This window comes from Actinoplanes couchii, from assembly GCF_016862075.1.
GTDB classification, from domain to species: Bacteria; Actinomycetota; Actinomycetes; order Mycobacteriales; family Micromonosporaceae; genus Actinoplanes; species Actinoplanes couchii.
The window spans coordinates 1-16,446 of the sequence record NZ_BOMG01000073.1 but is presented as its reverse complement, the minus strand read 5'-3'; the positions used below and the strand labels follow the sequence as shown (position 1 = coordinate 16,446).

The window sequence follows — 16,446 nt, the reverse complement described above, 5'->3', positions numbered from 1 at the left end:
CTGATCGATGAGGACAGGCAGGAGCCGGGGCGCACAATCGGGGGATGGGTGGGGTTGCGGTTCGGGGTATGAGCGGGGGCGAGTTCGAGGTCTGGCGGGGCGACATCGCCAGGCGGGTTGCGGAGGCGCACGTCACGGCTGGGAACGGGAGCTTTGCGGAGGGCTACGCCGCCGGCCTGGCGCGGAATGCGGCGGCGCTGCCACAAGGGGCCGGGACTCCGGGCATGCTGCTGCTGATGGGGACGGCCGGCGACGAGCCGATCGGGCGGCTCTGGGTCGGCCTCGCGCACCCGCGGGGCGTACCCAATTGTGCGTTCCTCTACGACATCGAGGTGTTCGCGGCGTTTCGCGGGCGTGGTCTCGGCCGGGCACTGCTGGCCGCGGCCGAGACCGTCGCCGCCGGGCGGGGCGCGGAGGCGATCGAGTTGAACGTGTTCGGCGCGAACACCACCGCGATCGCCCTCTACGACTCGTCCGGCTACCGGGTGACCACCCAGCAGATGCGCAAACGCCTGGTCACCCCGTGACGTGCCCGTCCTCCAGGTAGTACGAGGCCCCGTCGGCGCGGGCCCGCACCGCGGCCGCGACACGCCGGGCCAGCAGCGGGATCAGCCGTTGCGCGGCCTCGGCCGGGGTGCACCAGGCCCAGGACCGCAACTCGTCGGCGGGCAGCGTGATCCGGTCGGTGGAGGACAGCACACCCCCATCGAAGATCAACATCAATCCGTCGGTACGTCCCTCGCGCGGCGGCACCCAGTCGGTGACCAACAGCCGCCCCACCTCGACGGCGAGGCCGAGTTCCTCGAGGACCTCCCGCCGGGCCGCGGCACGGGGCGACTCGTCCGCCTCGACCGCCCCGCCCGGCACCTCCCAACTCGACTTGTAGGTCGGTTCGACCAGCAGCACCCGCCCGTCCGCGCCGGTGAACAGCACCCCGGCCCCCATCCGTTTCCGGGGCAGCGCGGCGACGTAGTCAGACCCAGTGGTTGTCGTGTTCGAGGAAGAAGGCGGCACGCTGCTCATCGGTCATCTCTCCCAGGCCGGACAGTCCTTCGAAATATCCTTCCCGGTCGGCTCCGGGCGAGAAGTGCAGCAGCATCGAGGAGGGTTCGCCGGACCGGTTCTTGAACCCGTGCACCCCGCCGATCGGGACGTGCACCCAGTCGTGCGGTTCGGCGTCGATCCATTCGGTTCCGTTGTGGATGCTCATGACGCCGGACAGGATGTAGAACGATTCGCTGATCGTACGGTGGAAATGGGGGTCCGGTCCGGTCACGCCCGGACCACACTCCCACCGGTAGAGCCCGAACAACCCGCCGGTCGACGCCCCGGTGGCGAGGTAGTGGACCTTGGTCCCGTTCGGGTTGACGAGCTCGGGTTCGGTGTTCGCGGGACGGTAGAGGGCGCTCTTCTCGCCGGACTCCCCGAAGTACTGCGGCGGTGGATACGTCATGGGTCCTATGTCTACCGGAAAGTCAGCACCGGTTTGACCACCTTTCCCGCCGCGGCGTCCCGGGCCGCGGTCTCGATCTCCTCGAACGGGTACGCGGTGACCAGTTTCTGTACCGGCAGATTCATGTCGATGAGCCGGGGCAGGAAGGTGCCGGGATCGGCGTCGCCCTCGATGACGCCGCGGATCCGGATGCCGTTCGTCATCACGGTCATGACGTCGATCTCGGCCTTCCCGCCGATGCCGACGAGGGCCAGGGTGCCCCGGCGTTGCAGCCCGCCGATGGCCCGGGTGATCACTTCCGGACGGCCGGTGGTGTCGATCGCGTGGCTGAACCGGTCCGGGGCGATGTCGGCCGCGCCCAGTTCGAGGGCCAGGTCCCGGCGTGCCGGGTTGGGATCGACCGGGATCACCGTGCAGCCGAGGGCGACGGCGGCCATCACCGCGCTGAGCCCGACACTGCCGGTGCCGAAGACGGCGACGACATCGCCGGGGGCGGGGCGCAGCACGTCGACCACGGTCCCGGCCCCGGTCTGCACGCTGCAGCCCAGTGGCGCGGCAAGAACCGGGTCCAGGCCGGCCGGAATCGGGACGACGCAGCTCTGATGCGCCGTCACGTGACCGGCAAAACTGGACTGCCCGAAGAAACCGCCGTGCACGGGTGAGCCGTCCGGCAGCCGGAACGCCGGCCGGCCGCGCATGTTCAGATCGCTGAGCAGGCAGTACGCCGGATGCCCGGCCCGGCACTCGGTGCATTCGCGGCAACTGCGGTAGCTCAGCGCCACCGTGTCACCGGCCGACACCGATAAGACTGCCGACCCGACCGCTTCCACGACGCCGGTGCCCTCGTGGCCGAAGACCATCGGCAACGCCGCCGCCGGCCAGCGGCCGCGCATGATCAGATCGGTGTGGCAGATGCCGGCCGCGGTGATCCGGACCAGCACCTCGTCGGCGCGTGGCTCGTCCAGCTCCACGTCCCGGACGACGAACGGCCCGCCGGTGGTCTCGACGAGCGCGGCCCGGGTGCGCATCACGGTCACTGGCGTCCGCATTCCGGTCGCTGGCGTCCGCATCCCGGTCACTCGCGTTCGAGGAGGAAGTAGAAGTAGTAGTGGCGGCCGTCGTCCAGGACGCCCTTGCCGTTCATCACCCCGAGCAGAGTGTCCTGGTCGGCCCGCTTGAAGTGGTCGAGGACCGGCTGTCCGTCGTACACCATGGTCGCCGTGGTCTGACCACGGAATTCGACGGCGTACAGCGCAGCCCCGCCTTTGGCCTTCTCCACATCGTCGAACAGCTCCCCGGACGACGAGCGGCAGACCAGCGGGGCCACGTCGGTCAGCGAGGTGAAGCGTTTGCCGTACCAGCGGATCTTCGGCAGGTAGCCCTCGAAGCGGTGGCCGGTGACGAACTCGCTGCCGCGCCACGACCCGAGGATCTCCTCGGGCCGCACGGCGGGCAGCGAGTCCCAGATGCGGTCCATCTCGTCGATGGTCGCCCGGCCGCCGTCGCCACGGATCTCCGTCAATCTGTTCATGGCAACAATATAAAATATATTCCCGGGTCAGCGGGGGAGCGGCACGCGAGACCAGTCGGTGTCCGACGCCAGGTAGAAGCCCGGGTAGGACGGCTGGTTGTAGGTGGTCTGCTGACGCGCCACCTCGACGCGGTACTGCGGGTCGTGCATCAGCGTGTAGAGCTTGTGGTTCGTCACCTCGGTGCTCAGATGGATCCGGATCGCCGAGCTGTCCACGGTGCGTACCAGCAGCTCCTCCCGCCAGTCCCCGAAGACGTCCGCGACCAGGCCGGCCGTGCCCTTGGTGCCGTTGTTGGTGCGGGTGCCCTCGGCGGTCAGCAGCGTGCCCCGGGTCCAGTCGTCGATGGTCGGTGTCACGTCCTGCGCCCCGTTGAGGATCTGCGTGGTGAGGTCGGCCGACCAGCGGATACTCTGATTCGTACCGGGAATGGTGCTCGTCAGGATCTCGCCCTTGGCACTGTGCAGGCCGAGCGCCTCGGAACCGCCGGGCATGCTCGCCCACGACTCGATGCCCCGGGTGCCGGGAAGCACGTCCCCGATCATCCCCCGGCCGGTGTCGCGACCGGAGTAGGTGCCGAACAACACCTCGCCGGTACGGGCGTCGCGCATCGCCATCCCGTACGGCGCATAGGTCCCGCCCTCGTGCACGGTGAAGATCTCCAACCCGGGGCGGTCCGGATCGATATCGGTCACGTGCATGGCATCACCGTGCCCGAGCCGGGCCTGGATCCCGGGCGTAGCGCTGCCCTCCGGCATCTGCGCGAACGACGAGTAGAGCACGTCGCCGTCGTCGTCGATGGTCGCCGACCCGTAGATGATCTCCTGCTTCCGGTCGCCGTCCACGTCCGCGACGCTGAGCGAGTGGAAGCCCTGCGTGGTGAGCTTGCCGTACTTCGGGGACGTGCCGTCGACACCGTGCGGGGAGTCGTTGAACGGGTTGCTCATCGGCGTCCAGCCCGAGTCCACGAACCAGTCCCGCACCAGCTTGCGGCCGTTCCAGCGGTAGGCGACAAGCGTCGTGCGGGTGTAGTAGCCACGGGCGAACACCGCCGACGGGTTCTTCCCGTTCAGGTAGGCCACCCCGGACAGGAAGCGGTCGACCCGGTTGCCCGGCTCGATCCGCGCCATCGCGTAGTCGCCCCACATCAGGCCGTCGTCGTGCCGACCCGGCTGGTAGTCGATCGTCTGCAGCTCACGTCCGGTGGCACCGTCGAAAACGGTCAGGTACTCGGGGCCGTCGACGATGAAACCCTCGAACGCGCGCAGGTTGTTACGGGTGCTGCGGGCCGGGGCGTACACGTCCATGAAGTAGTCGGTGAGCGCTTCGGCATCCGCCCGGTTCAGCGGATACCGGTACTGAGGCGCGATCCCGAACGCCTCCTCCAAGGTCGCCGGCCACTTCCCGGCCACCACCTCCGGATGCTGGTGCCAGCCCAGGAACATGTCCACGACGTGCTGGTAGTAACCGGCGGCACTGAGCCGGTAGTCCTCGCTCGGCTGGTGGCCCGGCGTGGTGATGTACTTCGACCTCCCGTCCCGGATCGTCCTGGTACCGGGGGCGGTCTTCATCATCATCTCGGAGCGGCCGTCGCCGTCGAAGTCGTACACCAGGAACTGGGTGTAATGCGCTCCGGCCCGGATGTTCACACCCAGGTCGATGCGGTGCAACAGTTTGCCGTCGGCGCGGTAGGTGTCGACGTAGACCGGGCCGGTCCAGCCGATCTGGGACACGTCCTTCGCGTTCGACGGATCCCACTTCACCACGTACTCGTACGAGCCATCGCCGTCCACGTCGCCGACGCTCATGTCGTTCGCCGAATACGTGTAGACCTCACCGGCCGGGGTCACGCCGTCGGCCGGTTTCTGCAACGGCAGCTCGTAGTAGCCGTTCCTCCACGCCGTCGCGGTGCCGGACGGGCCTCTTCCGGTGGGCACGACCCGGTACTTCGCCGTGCCGCTACCCGCCTTGTCCAGGTAGTTCGTGCTGTCCTTGACCGTTGCGATCCTCCGGCCGTCGCGGAAGACGTCGAAGTTCACCCCGGTCAGGCCGGTCGGCGAATGGCCGGTCGCCTCACTGCCGAGCAGACGCCAGCTCAGGAAGACGCCTTCGCTGGTGGGGGCGGCGACCAGGCCGCGGTCGAGCTTCTCCAGTCGGGGCCCGTGCGGCGCGGACGCCGCGGCGGGCAGGGGGAGGGCGGCGACCAGGACGATCGCGGTGGTCCAGGTTCTCAACCATTTGCTGGTACGGGTGGGCATGCTCGTTCCTCTTCAGTGGCTCGGTGGGCGTACCGCTGCGGGAAAGGCTCTTGCGCTTGTTCTTTGTCTTTGCCGGGTTTTCGGTTGGGTCTTTGGTTGGGTCTTTGCTGGGGGAAAGCGCTTTCCAAGGGAGTCTGCATCGATGTGACGAAGTCGTCAACGGTTTCCGGCAGGTTGCTGATGGATCGTTTCACGTCACTGGTTGCGTCGTCGGTTGCGTCGTCGGGGGTGGAGATGCCCCTCGATCCCGCAAGGTCATCTTGAAAGAGTTCAACTTTGTTCCGGCGGCTGCCCGTGATCTGCTGGAGGTCTGATGGAGCGCCTGCCACCGGTCTGGCTGCTCGACGTCGACGGGGTGATCAACGCGTTCGACGCCGGGTGGGGTGTCGCGCCCCGGGTCGCCCAGGTCTACTCCACCATCGACGAGTACGACTACCGGATCCGTTACGAGCCCCGCCTGATCGACGCGATCCGCGACCTGCACGAATCCGGCCGTGCCGAGGTGACCTGGTGTTCCACCTGGTGCCATGAGGCCGACCTGCTGGAGGAGGCGTTCGGCCTACCGCCGCTACCCCGCGCCTTCACCGACCCGACCTCCGGCCCAGGCTCCGACCCGACCTCCGGCCCAGGCTCCGAGTCGGCCTCTGGTCCAGGCTCCGAGTCGGCCTCTGGTCCAGGCTCCGAGTCGGCCTCTGGTCCTGGCTTTGAGCAGGCCTCCGGTCCGGGCTTTGAGCTGGCCACCGAAACGTGCTCCGGGCCGGGCTCTGGGCCAGGTTCCAGGTCGAGCTTCGAGTCGAGCTCCGGGCCGGGCTCCGATGTCTGCGAGCGGAAGTGGGCGGCCGCGCGGCAAGTGATCGCTTCCGGTCGGCGCTTGATCTGGACCGATGACGTCGAGGTCGATCATCATCGCGCCGAGGTGCCGCCTGGCCAGGCTTTGTTGATCAACCCTGATGCCGGTCTCGGTCTTCGGCCCGCTCACGTCCGGCGGATCCGGAGCTTTCTCGATTTTTCTGTCAGACCCCACCCGTAACCTTCGGGCATGGTCACTCGTTCTTCCCCTTCCTCGTCGTCTTCCTCCCCTTCTTCTGCCGACCCTGACCCTCATTCCTTCCCGGCTCCTCCCGCCGACTTACCTGTTTCACCCGCTCCACCCGCCACCTCTCCAGCCGCCGCTGCGCTTTCGGCCGGTTCTCCCGCCGCCGCTTCGCCTTCCGGAGACTCTTCGGCCGCCGCTTCGCCTTCCGCGGACTCTCCCGCCGCCGCTTCGCCTTCCGCGGACTCTCCCGCCGCCGCTTCGCCTTCCGGGGCCTCTTCGGCTGCCGCTTCGCCTTCCACGGGCTCCTCCGCTGGCCCCTCTGCCAGCGCTGTGCCTTCGGTAGGCACTTTCATCGCTGATGCGTCTTCCGCCGGTTCCACCGCCACCACCTCGTCTTCCGCGGACTCGCTTGCTGCGGCTATGTCCGCCGCGGGCTCTTCTGCTGCCGCGGTGCCGGGTTCGGGATCTGGGTTCGGGGATCGCACGGAATTCGAGGAAGCGGTCGAGACGGCACGGCTGGCGGCCAGGGCGTACTACGACACCGGCGACGCGATGATGACCGACGCCGACTACGACGCGCTCGCCGACCGGATCGCGGCGGCGATCACCGAGCACCCGGAGTGGGACGATCAGGGCGTCACCACCGCAGTGGCCGCGGGGGCTTCTGCCGGTGGCGACGTGCGGCACCCCACCGCGATGCTCTCCCTCGACAAGATCAAGACAACGGAGGAGGTAGAGGCGTTCGTCGCCACCCTGACCGGCGACGGCTGCCTGGTGGAGGTGAAGCTCGACGGCCTCGCCATCCGCGCCGAATATCTCGACGGCACCCTGACCTTGGCCGCCCTCCGCGGCGACGGCGCGACGGGCGAGGATGTGACCGCCCAGGTCCGCCGAGGTGTCGCCGGTCTACCCGCCCAACTGGCCACCCCGTGGAGCGGGGAGGTGCGAGGCGAGGTCTACATGACCGTCGCCGACTTCGAGGCGGCCAGCGCCAACCGGGTCGAGGCCGGAGGCAAGGCGTTCGTGAACTCCCGAGGCGCGGTGGCCGGTGCGATCAGAAGCATCGACCGCGCCTACGAGGCACCGATGACGTTCGCAACCTACGAAATCACCGAAGCCGCCCTCGACGATTCCCCTGCCGCCCGCAACGACTCCCTTGCCGCCCGCAACGATTCTCCTGCCGATCTCGACGATTCCTCTGCCGATCTCGACCGTGTGACCGGGGATCTCGGCAGTGTGACCAGCGATGTCGACCGCGTGACCGGCAATCTCGATGGTGAGACCGGCGATGTCGGTCGAGCGTCCGGGGATCTCGGCGATGCGGCCGATGATGTCGATCGCGTGACAGGCGACATCAGCCTTGGTCACGTTGGTACCAGCCTTGATCACGGTGACCTCAGCCATTCTCATGGCGACGTCAGCCTTGGTCACGGCGGCGTCAGCCGCGTGTCCGGCGAACCCGGACGCGTGACCAGCCACCTTGGTCGCATGACCAGCCACCTCGGTCGCATGGCCCGTGCTGAGGAGTTGGGCTTTCCTGCTGCGTGCCGTCTCGTGCCGGAGGCGGCGGGGGAGTGCACCACCGCTGCGGAGGTGATCGCCGCGATCGAGTTGATCGGTGCTCGCCGCGCGACCCTGGACTTCCCGATCGACGGCGCGGTGATCAAGGCGGACGCCGAGTCCACCCGGCGGCGACTGGGCCTCGCCAGCCGTACCCCGTATTGGGCCGTAGCCTTCAAATATCCACCCGACACCGCCTCCACGGTGCTGCGCGACATCGAGGTGCGGGTCGGCCGGACCGGCCGGATCAGCCTGCGGGCGATCATCGACCCGGTCCACGTCAGCGGCACCACCGTCACCAAGGCCACCCTGCACAACCCGCAGTGGGTCGCCGAGCAGGGCCTCGCCATCGGCCAGACCGTAGCGGTGTGGCGGGCCGGCGACGTCATCCCGCGGGTCACCGCGCCGATCGGCGACCAGCCGCACGGTCTGACCCCGTGGGTGGCGCCCGAGGTGTGCCCGCAGTGCGGCGATCCGTGGGACAAGTCGAGCCTGCTCTGGCGCTGCCACACCGCATCGTGTGCGGCGGCGAACGCGCTCGCGTACTGGTGCAGCCGCGAGGCCTTGGACGTGGACGGCGCCGGTGACTCGTTCTGCGACGCGATCATCGAGGCGGGCCTGGCCCGGACGGTAGCCGACCTCTACGACCTGACCGCCGACACGATCGCCGAACTCCCCGTCGGCAGGACGACGGCCGGCGGCACGGTGATGCTGGGCCGTTCCAACGCCGACCGGATCATCGCCGGTCTGCAGGCCAGCAAGCAGCAGCCGTTCAACCGGGTGGTGACCGGCTTGGGCATCCGGATGACCGGCCGCAGCGTCGGCCGCTGGCTGGCGGCCCGCTTCAAGTCGATGCCGGCCCTGAGAGCGGCCACCGTCGAGGAGATCGCGGAGATCGACAAGATGGGCACGATCAAGGCCCAGCACGTGGTGGACGGCCTACTGGCGATGGGTGACGTGATCGACCGCCTGAACGCGGCAGGTTTGACCATGGAGGTCCTGGATGACGGGGGAGCCAAGCCGCTGGCCGGCCAGACATACGTGGTGTCCGGCTCGGTCCCCGGCTACACCCGAACCACGGTCAGCGAACGAATCGAGGCCCTGGGCGGCTCAGCTTCCAGCAGCGTATCCGCGAAGACGACAGCCCTGGTGACCGCCGAGACGACAACGGCCAAGGCCAAGAAGGCAGCCCAGCTGGGAATTCCGGTCATCGCCCCAGAGGAGTTCGCCCGGATGCTGGCCTGACCCGAACGGCCCGGCGAAGCATGGCTTTGACAATCACCGGGTGCGCCACTTTGACCAGCCCCAGATAGACACGACCCACGCCGGACCGAACAGTGGCGTGGGTCGAAAGAGTCACCACGAATCCTGCCCGGCCTTTTTCACGCCCGCTTTCCTCACCGCTGTTCCCGTCCGCCGCCCCGCCGCTCATCGATCCGCCGCTCGTTGGTTCTCCGCTCGTCGGCTTTCGGTCCGTCGACCTTCCGTTTGCTGGTTCCCCGCTCATCGGTCCCGCGTCCGCCAGTCCCGTGTCCGCCAGTCCCGTGTCCGCCAGTCCCGTGTCCGCCAGTCCCGTGTCCGCCAGTCCCGTGTCCGCCAGTCCCGCGTCCGCCAGTCCCGCGTTTGAAGGCTCCGCGTCTGCCGACCCTCCGCTCGTTGGCTCTCGGCTTGTCGGTCCCGCGTTCGCCGGCCCCGTGTTTGGTGGCCTCGTGTTTGGTGGCCCAGCGTTCGCTGGTCCTTTGCTCGTCGGACATCCGTTCGCTGGTTCTCTCCGCGTCGGCCCTTCCCTCGTCAGCTCTTCGTGCGTCGGTTCTTCCCGCGTCGGTCCTCCCTCAGCGGGTCCTCCCTTTGCCTGGCGTCTTGTCGTGGCGCTGTCCAATGTGGTGTCGTAGGCGTGGGCGGCCTTTGCCGGGACATCGGAGACCGGGACATCGGAAGTTGCGGCATCGGAAGCTGCGGTGCTGGTCGTCGCGGTGCCGGTTATCAGGACGCTGGCCCGAAAATCGAGATGGCCGGCGTCGGTGCCGAGAAGAACCTCGTTCCCGCTGCGGGCGACGGTGTCGAATGCCGATCGGTCGCCGGGTTCGATCCCGAACGGAACCACCACGACGTTCCGAAGGCGCAACATGGCCTTCACCGCCGCCGGTGGATTCCGGAAGACGGCGTCGGCCCAAGTCTGCGGATCAAGACTCGACCCAGGCGGAACCCGAACCGAGTAGGCGTCGGCCAGATCGGGACGGGGCAGAGCCTCGTGCAGCAGGACGGCTCCGGCGGGCACCGGCCCGCTTCGCACCCGCACCCGGCCCCGCAACCGCACCGGGTTCCGCAACCGCACCGGGTTCCGCAACCGCACCGGGTTCCGCAACCGCACCAGGTTCCGCAACCGCACAGGGTTCCGCAACCGCACCGGGTTCCGCAACCGCACCAGGTTCCGCAACCGGCCTTGGCCCCTGCCTCGGACCCGGGCCAGCGACGACGCCACACGGGCCGCGAACCCGTACCGCACCGGCCGGGCGACACCACCGGTGACGGCCCGCTCAGCATTATCCAGAAGCTGCCCGAGAACCGCATCGTGCGCGGAACCGATGACCAGAGGCCAGAGCAACCGCATGCGACCGTGCGCACGCCCGATCAGCCGGTGCCGCAACACGCACGACGAAGCCCCGGTCGGCACCACCTCGAGAGTGTGGGTGCCGGTGATCCCGATGCGGGGATGAAACGTGCATTCGAGCAGACGACCGGGCCGGTACTCGGTGACGTGGTACCGGATCGGACCGTGCCCACCATCGGCGCCGACCTGCAGCGGACGGTCGAACCGCAGCGGAGGCCACTGGGGAACGGGCCACAGCGGGTCGCTGGGAGAGGCCAGCCGGTCCAGCAGCCGCCCCACCTCGTCAGCGGGCACCGGAAGGACACGTTCGTGAACGCTTTCCACCATGCTCTCCTCCGTTCCATACGGTGGCGTATAGTTTTCCGTACTGTAGCGTATGGAAATGAGCCCACGCCCAGCCGCGAAACAATCTGCGCCCCGCCTCACGGCCGACGATTGGACCAAAGCCGCACTGGAGGCGATCGCCCGAGGCGGTCTCGCGGCCGTGGCGGTCGAGCCGCTGGCGGCTGGTCTCGGAGCCACCAAGGGCAGCTTCTACTGGCATTTCGCCAACCGTGACGCGCTGATCGAAGCGGCACTGCAGCGCTGGGAAACTCACCTCACGGACGGGGTGATCGCCTTGGTGGAAGCGGAACCCGATCCGCTGGCGAGGATCCGTCTCCTGATCGGCACCGTCATCGAGAACACGGCCAGGCCCCGCGCCGACTCGATCGAGCTGGGCATGCTGGCCACGGCCGACCACCCACACGTGGCCCCCGTGCTGGCCCGGGTAACGGAGCGCCGAATCGCCTACACCGCAGGTCTGTTCGAAGCCCTGGGCCTGAACAGCACCGAGGCCCACCACCGAGCCCTGTTCGCGGTGAGCGCCTACTTGGGCCACGCCCAGCTGACACACGCCGCACCACAAACAGTCCCCACCGACGCAACCCACCGCCGAGCATACGTAGATCGACTAGTCGAAATCCTCACCGCCCCATAACGCACCAAGCCCCGATCGGGCAGGCGTGACCAGTCAAAAGCCCTGGCCGGAAGAGCGCGACCCATAGTCCTGAAGGGGACCGGAAGAGCGCGACCCATAGTCCTGAAGGGGACCGGAAGAGCGCGACACGCAGTCTTGAAGGGGATAGGAGTGGCGCAGTTGAGTCCTGGGTAGACAGACGGTGCCAGCACCTCGGAACCCGGGAGGTACCGACATGTCCCACCCCACAGGCGGCCGCCCCAACTCCGCCGCCCGAGTCTGCACCATCATCGCTTTCGTCTGCGCCGTAATCGCCGTCCTCTTCATCCCCGTACTGTTCGGCTTGATCGCCCTGATCCTGGGCCTGGTAGCCGGCTTCCTGGGCGACCGTCCTCTCGGCTGGTACGCAGCCGCAGCAGGCGTCGGCGGTGCCGTACTAGGCATCATCCTGGCAGCCGCAGTCGTCAACGCCGCCTGATCACCTCCCCACCGCAGTAGTTGACGCAGCTTGGTTGGTCTCCCACCACCTTGTTGACGCGGCCTGGCTGCCCATCCACCGCAGCGGTTGACGCGGCTTGGTCTTTTCCACTGCAGTGGTCGACGTGGCCTGATTGCCTTTCCACCGCAGTGGTTGACACGGCCTGATCACCTCCTCAACACTCCGCCTCCCAACACCCCCGATCTCCGCGGCCGGGCCTCCAAGCTCCGGTTTCCGCTGTTCCGGGCGCTTTCTATTAGTATTTCGCCGCTCCGGTCTCTGCTGTTTGGGCTCCGCTTGCGGGCTCCCACCGCTTCGGCTTCTTCCGCTATGACCTGTGCCTGGACGGCGTCATGCGGTTTTCCGGGGTCAGTGGCAGGTAAGCAACAGCCCGCCGATGAAGCAGGAACCGACAACGGAGAGGCTGACCGATATCAACGCTCGAGCCGTGGTGTCTCCACGGCCTCGGCGTGTGTGCGGGACGAACGGCTCCACCACCGTCGACGCCATCCACAAGAGAAGAAGCGCTGGCAGATACAGGTCCCAAGCCTCGTTCTCAAAGATGCTGGCGTTTCCATTTCCGCCGTAGTTTGGGCAGTCCTCCACCGTCATCACAGGATCCAGCGCCACGAGTAGCCCAGCCAGAACCAGACCACCGATGGTCAGAGCCCATAGCCCTCGCATGGGCGAAGGTCGCTGCAGATCATCATTCACGGCGCCACAGTAGAGCCCACGCGCTGTCCCATCCGGTCGACGTGCAAGTGCTGGATCGGCGTCGTCCGGCTCGGCCAACGACCTGCCGTGCCACGCTTCCCGCTCGACGTTCGAATCCGTCCGTTGCGGGATCGGTGCCAGCGCCGGCCCGCTCATCTCGCGTGTCTCCCGTGTTCCGAAGCTGGGTGGATCGGTGTGTGGTGGGGACTCCGAATTCAGCTTTGGGAATGCGCGTCGGCCCAGGAAGCAAGATTGGCCTTCGCTGGAATCGCCGCCACCGCTATTGCCGCCGCCGCTATTGCCGCCGCCGCTATTGCCGCCGCCGCTATTGCCGCCTCCGCCACCGCTACTGCCTCCGCCTCCGCCTCCGCCTCCGGCACCGGCACCGGCACCGGCACCGGCACCGGCACCGGCACCGGTGCGGGTGCGGGTGCGGGTGGTGTCGCTTGTGTGCGCGGGCGGGACTCGGAGGCCGGCCGTTGGGAAGGAATCCCGGTGCCATCCGGTCGTGGGGCGGTGGCGGCCCCATCGGGCGAGGAGTTCGAAGGCATCCATGATCATCGGGGATCCGTCTCCTCACTGTTGGTCGCGATCGCCGCCAGTGCCCGTAGTGACGAGGTACCGGGAACGAAGTAGCCGTCATGGCCCTCGACGTCGTTACACGGCAGGGGCAGTGCGCCGAAGTCAGGGTCGAAGGGCAGGCGGCCGTGCCCGAGGCCGAGCACTCGCACGCCGGGAACGCGGCGGATCCAGTCGTCGGGCGAGGCGCAGGCCCACACCCGGGCGGCAGTGTGCAACCCGGCGATCCCGTCGACTCCCATGCCGGGACTGCCGAGCGCGACCACATCCGTGACCTGGCCGCTCAGGTGCGCCGCGGCCAACCCAGCGACGGTGGAGCCGTAGCTGTGACCGACCACGACGACCGACCGCTCGGCATGCCCGAGAACCAGAGCATCGACGAAACGGACGAGATCGGCGGCGCCGGAAACAGCCCGATCCTCCCTGACGACCTCCTGGCCCATGCCCTCGGGCGGGTTGTAGCCCAGCCACGCCACCACCGCGACCCGTGCAGTCCGATCGACGGTCCGGGCCTGCTCGAACAGTTGCCTCGCCTGCCAGGCGAGGGCCCGTCGCTGGATGCCGCCGAGCCCGGTGTCGAAGTTGGCCAGTCCGGTGCTGACACCCGGCACCAGCACGATCACCCGGTCGGCGTTGTCGAGATCGCCCATCGTCTCGACGATGCGACCGTCACCCCGGTCGTCGAACGCGAGGATCTGCCGGCCCGCGAGCTGAGGGCGGCGGGATCGGTTGGCGGTGTATCGCAAGGTGGTGGGAGCGCCGTCGAGATTGCCGACGATCTCGGGGAATCGGTGGGCGAGGCGGGTGCTGTCGATCGCGGAGACGTGGGTGAAGAAGTCGGCCACCTCCTGAACCGTGGCGGAGCGTGGATCCGGCGGAGAGGCGGTGTCGGCCAGCCAGTCGTGGATGCCGGGCGCGACCATCGCTCGCGCCGACTGGGCCGGGCCGAACAGCGCCAGCGCGGCGGTGCCCGGCAGCGTCGGGAGGGACGGGCCGAGAGCGGAACCACCGACGATGCTCAGACCGGCCAGGGTGGTCGCCATCAGGCTTCGCCACGAGGAGGGGAATCGATTGGGCATGCCATTGAGCCTGGCCGCGGACGGCTCCGGGCACAGTCGGGCTGGCACGCTGATGATGGTTCGGTTATCCGTACCCTCGTCGGCGTGCTGGCACCATCGTGCCCAGCCCTTCAGCGAGGGAAGCTGTGCGGGATGAAGACGACATTGGCCACGATCTTCGGCCCCCGGGCACGGAGAGGGCTCACCTACCTGTTCGTGGTTCTGCCGATCGATCTGCTGAGTGCGGTGGTTCTGCTGCTCGGTGGCCTGGCCGGTGGGATCCTGCTGCTGACCCCGCTCGGTGCCTGGCTCCTGGCGGCGATTCTGCGGGCTGCCGTAGGCCTCGGTGGCTACCGGCGGGCGCTGGCTGCCCGGCTTCTCGGCGAGCAGGTTCCGACGCCCTCCCGGGCAACATCCGGGCTCGGGGCGTTCGGGTGGCGACGTGCTGTCCTCAGCGATCCCGTTGGCTGGCGGGTCATCGCATATGCGCTGATCAAGCCGCCGGTGGCGGTGCTGTCCCTGACTCTGGGAGGTGGCTTCTATGTCTACGGGTTGATCAGCCTGATCAGCGCGCCGTTCCGTCCCGACGCGCTGGAGCCACAAGGGATCGTGGTGCTTCTGGTCGGGGTGCTGCTCCTGTTCCTCGGGCCCTGGATGGTGCAGGCCGTTCTCGCGGTGGAGAGGCTGCTGATCCGAGGGCTGCTCGGGCCCAGCAGGACCAGCCAGCGGATGGACGACCTACGAGACTCGCGCGACCGTGCGGTCAAGGACAACGACATCACCCTCCGGCGCCTCGAACGGGATCTTCATGACGGCGCCCAGGCCCGGATGATCGGCGTCGGTATGCACCTGGCCATGGCCAGGGAGCTCATCACCGCCCGCGCCTCGACCGAGCACGTTCTCGCTGTGATCGACACCGCGCAGGACACCTTGGCCGTCGCGGTGGCGGAGCTGCGGGATCTGGTTCGGGGGATCCACCCACCGGTGCTGGACAACGGATTGGAGGCGGCGCTGGACACGGTCGCGGCGGGAAGCGCGGTGCCGGTCACGATCGAGACGAATCTGCCCCGGAGACCGCCCCCAGCTCTGGAGAGCATCGCCTACTTCACGGTGTGCGAGCTGCTCACCAACGCCGGACGGCACAGCGGTGCACGCAAGGCTACGATCCGGGTCGATCTGGTGGACGAAGTGCTGGTGATACGGGTTCACGACGACGGGAGTGGCGGTGCGTTCCAGCGAGCCGGTGGAGGACTGGCCGGCCTGACGGAGCGGATCCGGGTCGTCGACGGGCAGCTGACGATCGACAGCCCAGCGGGTGGGCCGACCACGATCACAGTTGAGATCCCCTGTCCGGTGCCCGTGTAGCCGAGTGCGAAGTTTCGGGTCGGCGGCTGAGGTGTCCGAGTAAGTGGTGAGTGCGGTGCCGGGTCCGAGCGGCGACGGCATGGAAAGGGAATGACCGGGATGCGCATCGTCATCGCTGAGGATTCGGCGATTCTTCGGGAAGGGCTGGCTCAGCTGCTCGCGATTCGCGGGCATGAGGTGTCGGCGGCTGTGGTGGATGTTCCGGCCCTGTTCAAGGCGGTTGCCGCGGAGCCGCCTGACATTGCGATCGTGGACATCAGGCTTCCGCCCAGTCATACGGATGAAGGGCTGCGAGCTGCGGTTCGGCTTCGGCGGGAGTTCCCCGGGACGGGGGTGATGATCTTTTCGCAGTACGTCGAGACGGCCTTCATCGCTGAACTGTTGGCCGGCGGGGCCGAGGGGGTGGGGTACCTGCTCAAGGAACGTGTTGTTCAGCTGGATGACTTCGTGGACGCGTTGCACCGGGTCGCGGCGGGTGGCACGGCGCTCGATCCCGATGTGGTCACGCAGTTGTTCGGTCGCAGTGAGCACCGGGAGCAGCTTGCCGAACTCACTCCGCGGGAGCGGGAGGTCATGGGACTGATGGCGCAGGGGCGGTCCAATACGGCCATCGCTGCCGGTCTCCGGGTTTCGGAGCGAGCGGTGGAGAAGCACGTGACCAACATCTTCACCAAGTTCGACCTGCCGCCGTCGGACGCCGACCACCGGCGGGTCCTGGCCGTAATCCGCTTCCTGCAGACCTGACGGCACTGGCACGCGGGGCGCGGGGCGCGGGGCGCGGGGCGCGGGGCGCGGGGCGCGGGGCGCGGGGCGCGGGGCGCGGGGCGCGGGGCGCGGGGCGCGGGGC

17 protein-coding genes are annotated in these 16,446 nt (G+C 68.2%); 8 read left to right on the top strand and 9 right to left on the bottom strand.

Going from position 1 to position 16,446, the window contains the following annotated elements; all coding sequences use genetic code 11:
- Window positions 1-68 precede the first annotated feature (68 nt).
- Window positions 69-527, top strand: a complete 459-nt coding sequence (locus Aco03nite_RS28990) for a GNAT family N-acetyltransferase (protein WP_239145521.1) — start codon at window positions 69-71, stop codon at window positions 525-527.
- Here the strand turns inward: Aco03nite_RS28990 and Aco03nite_RS28985 are convergent.
- The 5 genes from Aco03nite_RS28985 to Aco03nite_RS28965 are packed head-to-tail and all read right to left on the bottom strand — an operon-like array spanning window position 517 to window position 5,240.
- Window positions 517-1,023, bottom strand: a complete 507-nt coding sequence (locus Aco03nite_RS28985; RefSeq protein ID WP_307837659.1) for an NUDIX domain-containing protein — start codon at window positions 1,021-1,023, stop codon at window positions 517-519. The genes Aco03nite_RS28990 and Aco03nite_RS28985 overlap by 11 nt on opposite strands.
- Window positions 974-1,453 (bottom strand): cupin domain-containing protein, encoded by a 480-nt coding sequence (locus Aco03nite_RS28980; RefSeq protein WP_203800175.1) that lies wholly within the window; start codon window positions 1,451-1,453, stop codon window positions 974-976. Before Aco03nite_RS28980 ends, Aco03nite_RS28985 begins: the two co-directional genes overlap by 50 nt.
- Window positions 1,454-1,464: 11 nt before the next feature.
- On the bottom strand, window positions 1,465-2,502 hold the full coding sequence (locus Aco03nite_RS28975) for an NAD(P)-dependent alcohol dehydrogenase (protein WP_239145520.1): 1,038 nt from the start codon (window positions 2,500-2,502) through the stop codon (window positions 1,465-1,467).
- Between the two features lie 26 nt (window positions 2,503-2,528).
- The gene (locus tag Aco03nite_RS28970) at window positions 2,529-2,984 is read right to left on the bottom strand and encodes a DUF4334 domain-containing protein (RefSeq protein WP_203800173.1); all 456 of its coding nucleotides are present in this window, start codon (window positions 2,982-2,984) and stop codon (window positions 2,529-2,531) included.
- Between the two features lie 27 nt (window positions 2,985-3,011).
- On the bottom strand, window positions 3,012-5,240 hold the full coding sequence (locus tag Aco03nite_RS28965; protein ID WP_203800171.1) for a rhamnogalacturonan lyase: 2,229 nt from the start codon (window positions 5,238-5,240) through the stop codon (window positions 3,012-3,014).
- A gap of 23 nt (window positions 5,241-5,263) precedes the next feature.
- Between Aco03nite_RS28965 and Aco03nite_RS28960 the strand changes: the two genes are divergently transcribed.
- Together Aco03nite_RS28960 and Aco03nite_RS28955 are read left to right on the top strand one after the other, a co-directional pair.
- Complete coding sequence (locus Aco03nite_RS28960; RefSeq protein WP_203800169.1) at window positions 5,264-5,554, top strand: hypothetical protein; 291 nt, start codon at window positions 5,264-5,266, stop codon at window positions 5,552-5,554.
- A complete protein-coding gene (locus tag Aco03nite_RS28955; protein ID WP_203800167.1) occupies window positions 5,554-6,270 on the top strand; it encodes an HAD domain-containing protein in 717 nt (238 codons plus the stop codon). Before Aco03nite_RS28960 ends, Aco03nite_RS28955 begins: the two co-directional genes overlap by 1 nt.
- 71 nt (window positions 6,271-6,341) lie before the next feature.
- Here the strand turns inward: Aco03nite_RS28955 and Aco03nite_RS28950 are convergent, their stop codons facing one another.
- Window positions 6,342-6,656 carry a hypothetical protein gene (locus tag Aco03nite_RS28950; RefSeq protein ID WP_203800164.1) on the bottom strand — a complete coding sequence of 105 codons (315 nt, stop codon included), beginning with the start codon at window positions 6,654-6,656 and terminating at the stop codon, window positions 6,342-6,344.
- 40 nt (window positions 6,657-6,696) lie between these two features.
- Here Aco03nite_RS28950 and Aco03nite_RS28940 point away from each other — a divergent pair, with 40 nt between their 5' ends.
- Window positions 6,697-9,081: a helix-hairpin-helix domain-containing protein gene (locus tag Aco03nite_RS28940; protein WP_239145519.1), complete on the top strand. Its 2,385-nt coding sequence runs from the start codon at window positions 6,697-6,699 to the stop codon at window positions 9,079-9,081.
- On the opposite strand, the gene Aco03nite_RS54780 is transcribed toward Aco03nite_RS28940, so the two are convergent.
- A complete protein-coding gene (locus tag Aco03nite_RS54780; RefSeq protein ID WP_373872642.1) occupies window positions 9,044-10,447 on the bottom strand; it encodes a DUF2867 domain-containing protein in 1,404 nt (467 codons plus the stop codon). The two genes, Aco03nite_RS28940 and Aco03nite_RS54780, sit on opposite strands and share 38 nt — an antisense overlap.
- Window positions 10,448-10,829: 382 nt before the next feature.
- Between Aco03nite_RS54780 and Aco03nite_RS28930 the strand changes: the two genes are divergently transcribed.
- Both Aco03nite_RS28930 and Aco03nite_RS28925 read left to right on the top strand, forming a co-directional pair.
- Window positions 10,830-11,426 (top strand): TetR/AcrR family transcriptional regulator, encoded by a 597-nt coding sequence (locus Aco03nite_RS28930; protein ID WP_239145518.1) that lies wholly within the window; start codon window positions 10,830-10,832, stop codon window positions 11,424-11,426.
- Window positions 11,427-11,640: 214 nt separating this feature from the next.
- Window positions 11,641-11,883: a hypothetical protein gene (locus Aco03nite_RS28925; RefSeq protein WP_203800160.1), complete on the top strand. Its 243-nt coding sequence runs from the start codon at window positions 11,641-11,643 to the stop codon at window positions 11,881-11,883.
- Between the two features lie 369 nt (window positions 11,884-12,252).
- Here the strand turns inward: Aco03nite_RS28925 and Aco03nite_RS28920 are convergent, their stop codons facing one another.
- Window positions 12,253-12,597 (bottom strand): hypothetical protein, encoded by a 345-nt coding sequence (locus Aco03nite_RS28920; protein WP_239145517.1) that lies wholly within the window; start codon window positions 12,595-12,597, stop codon window positions 12,253-12,255.
- A 557-nt stretch (window positions 12,598-13,154) separates the two neighbouring features.
- Window positions 13,155-14,255, bottom strand: coding sequence for an alpha/beta fold hydrolase (locus tag Aco03nite_RS28915; protein ID WP_239145516.1), 1,101 nt, complete (start codon window positions 14,253-14,255; stop codon window positions 13,155-13,157).
- A 132-nt stretch (window positions 14,256-14,387) separates the two neighbouring features.
- Here Aco03nite_RS28915 and Aco03nite_RS28910 point away from each other — a divergent pair, with 132 nt between their 5' ends.
- Complete coding sequence (locus Aco03nite_RS28910) at window positions 14,388-15,599, top strand: sensor histidine kinase (RefSeq protein WP_203800159.1); 1,212 nt, start codon at window positions 14,388-14,390, stop codon at window positions 15,597-15,599.
- 99 nt (window positions 15,600-15,698) lie between these two features.
- Entirely contained in the window at window positions 15,699-16,343 is a 645-nt protein-coding gene (locus Aco03nite_RS28905; RefSeq protein WP_203800158.1) for a response regulator transcription factor, read from the top strand.
- Window positions 16,344-16,446: the final 103 nt, after the last annotated feature.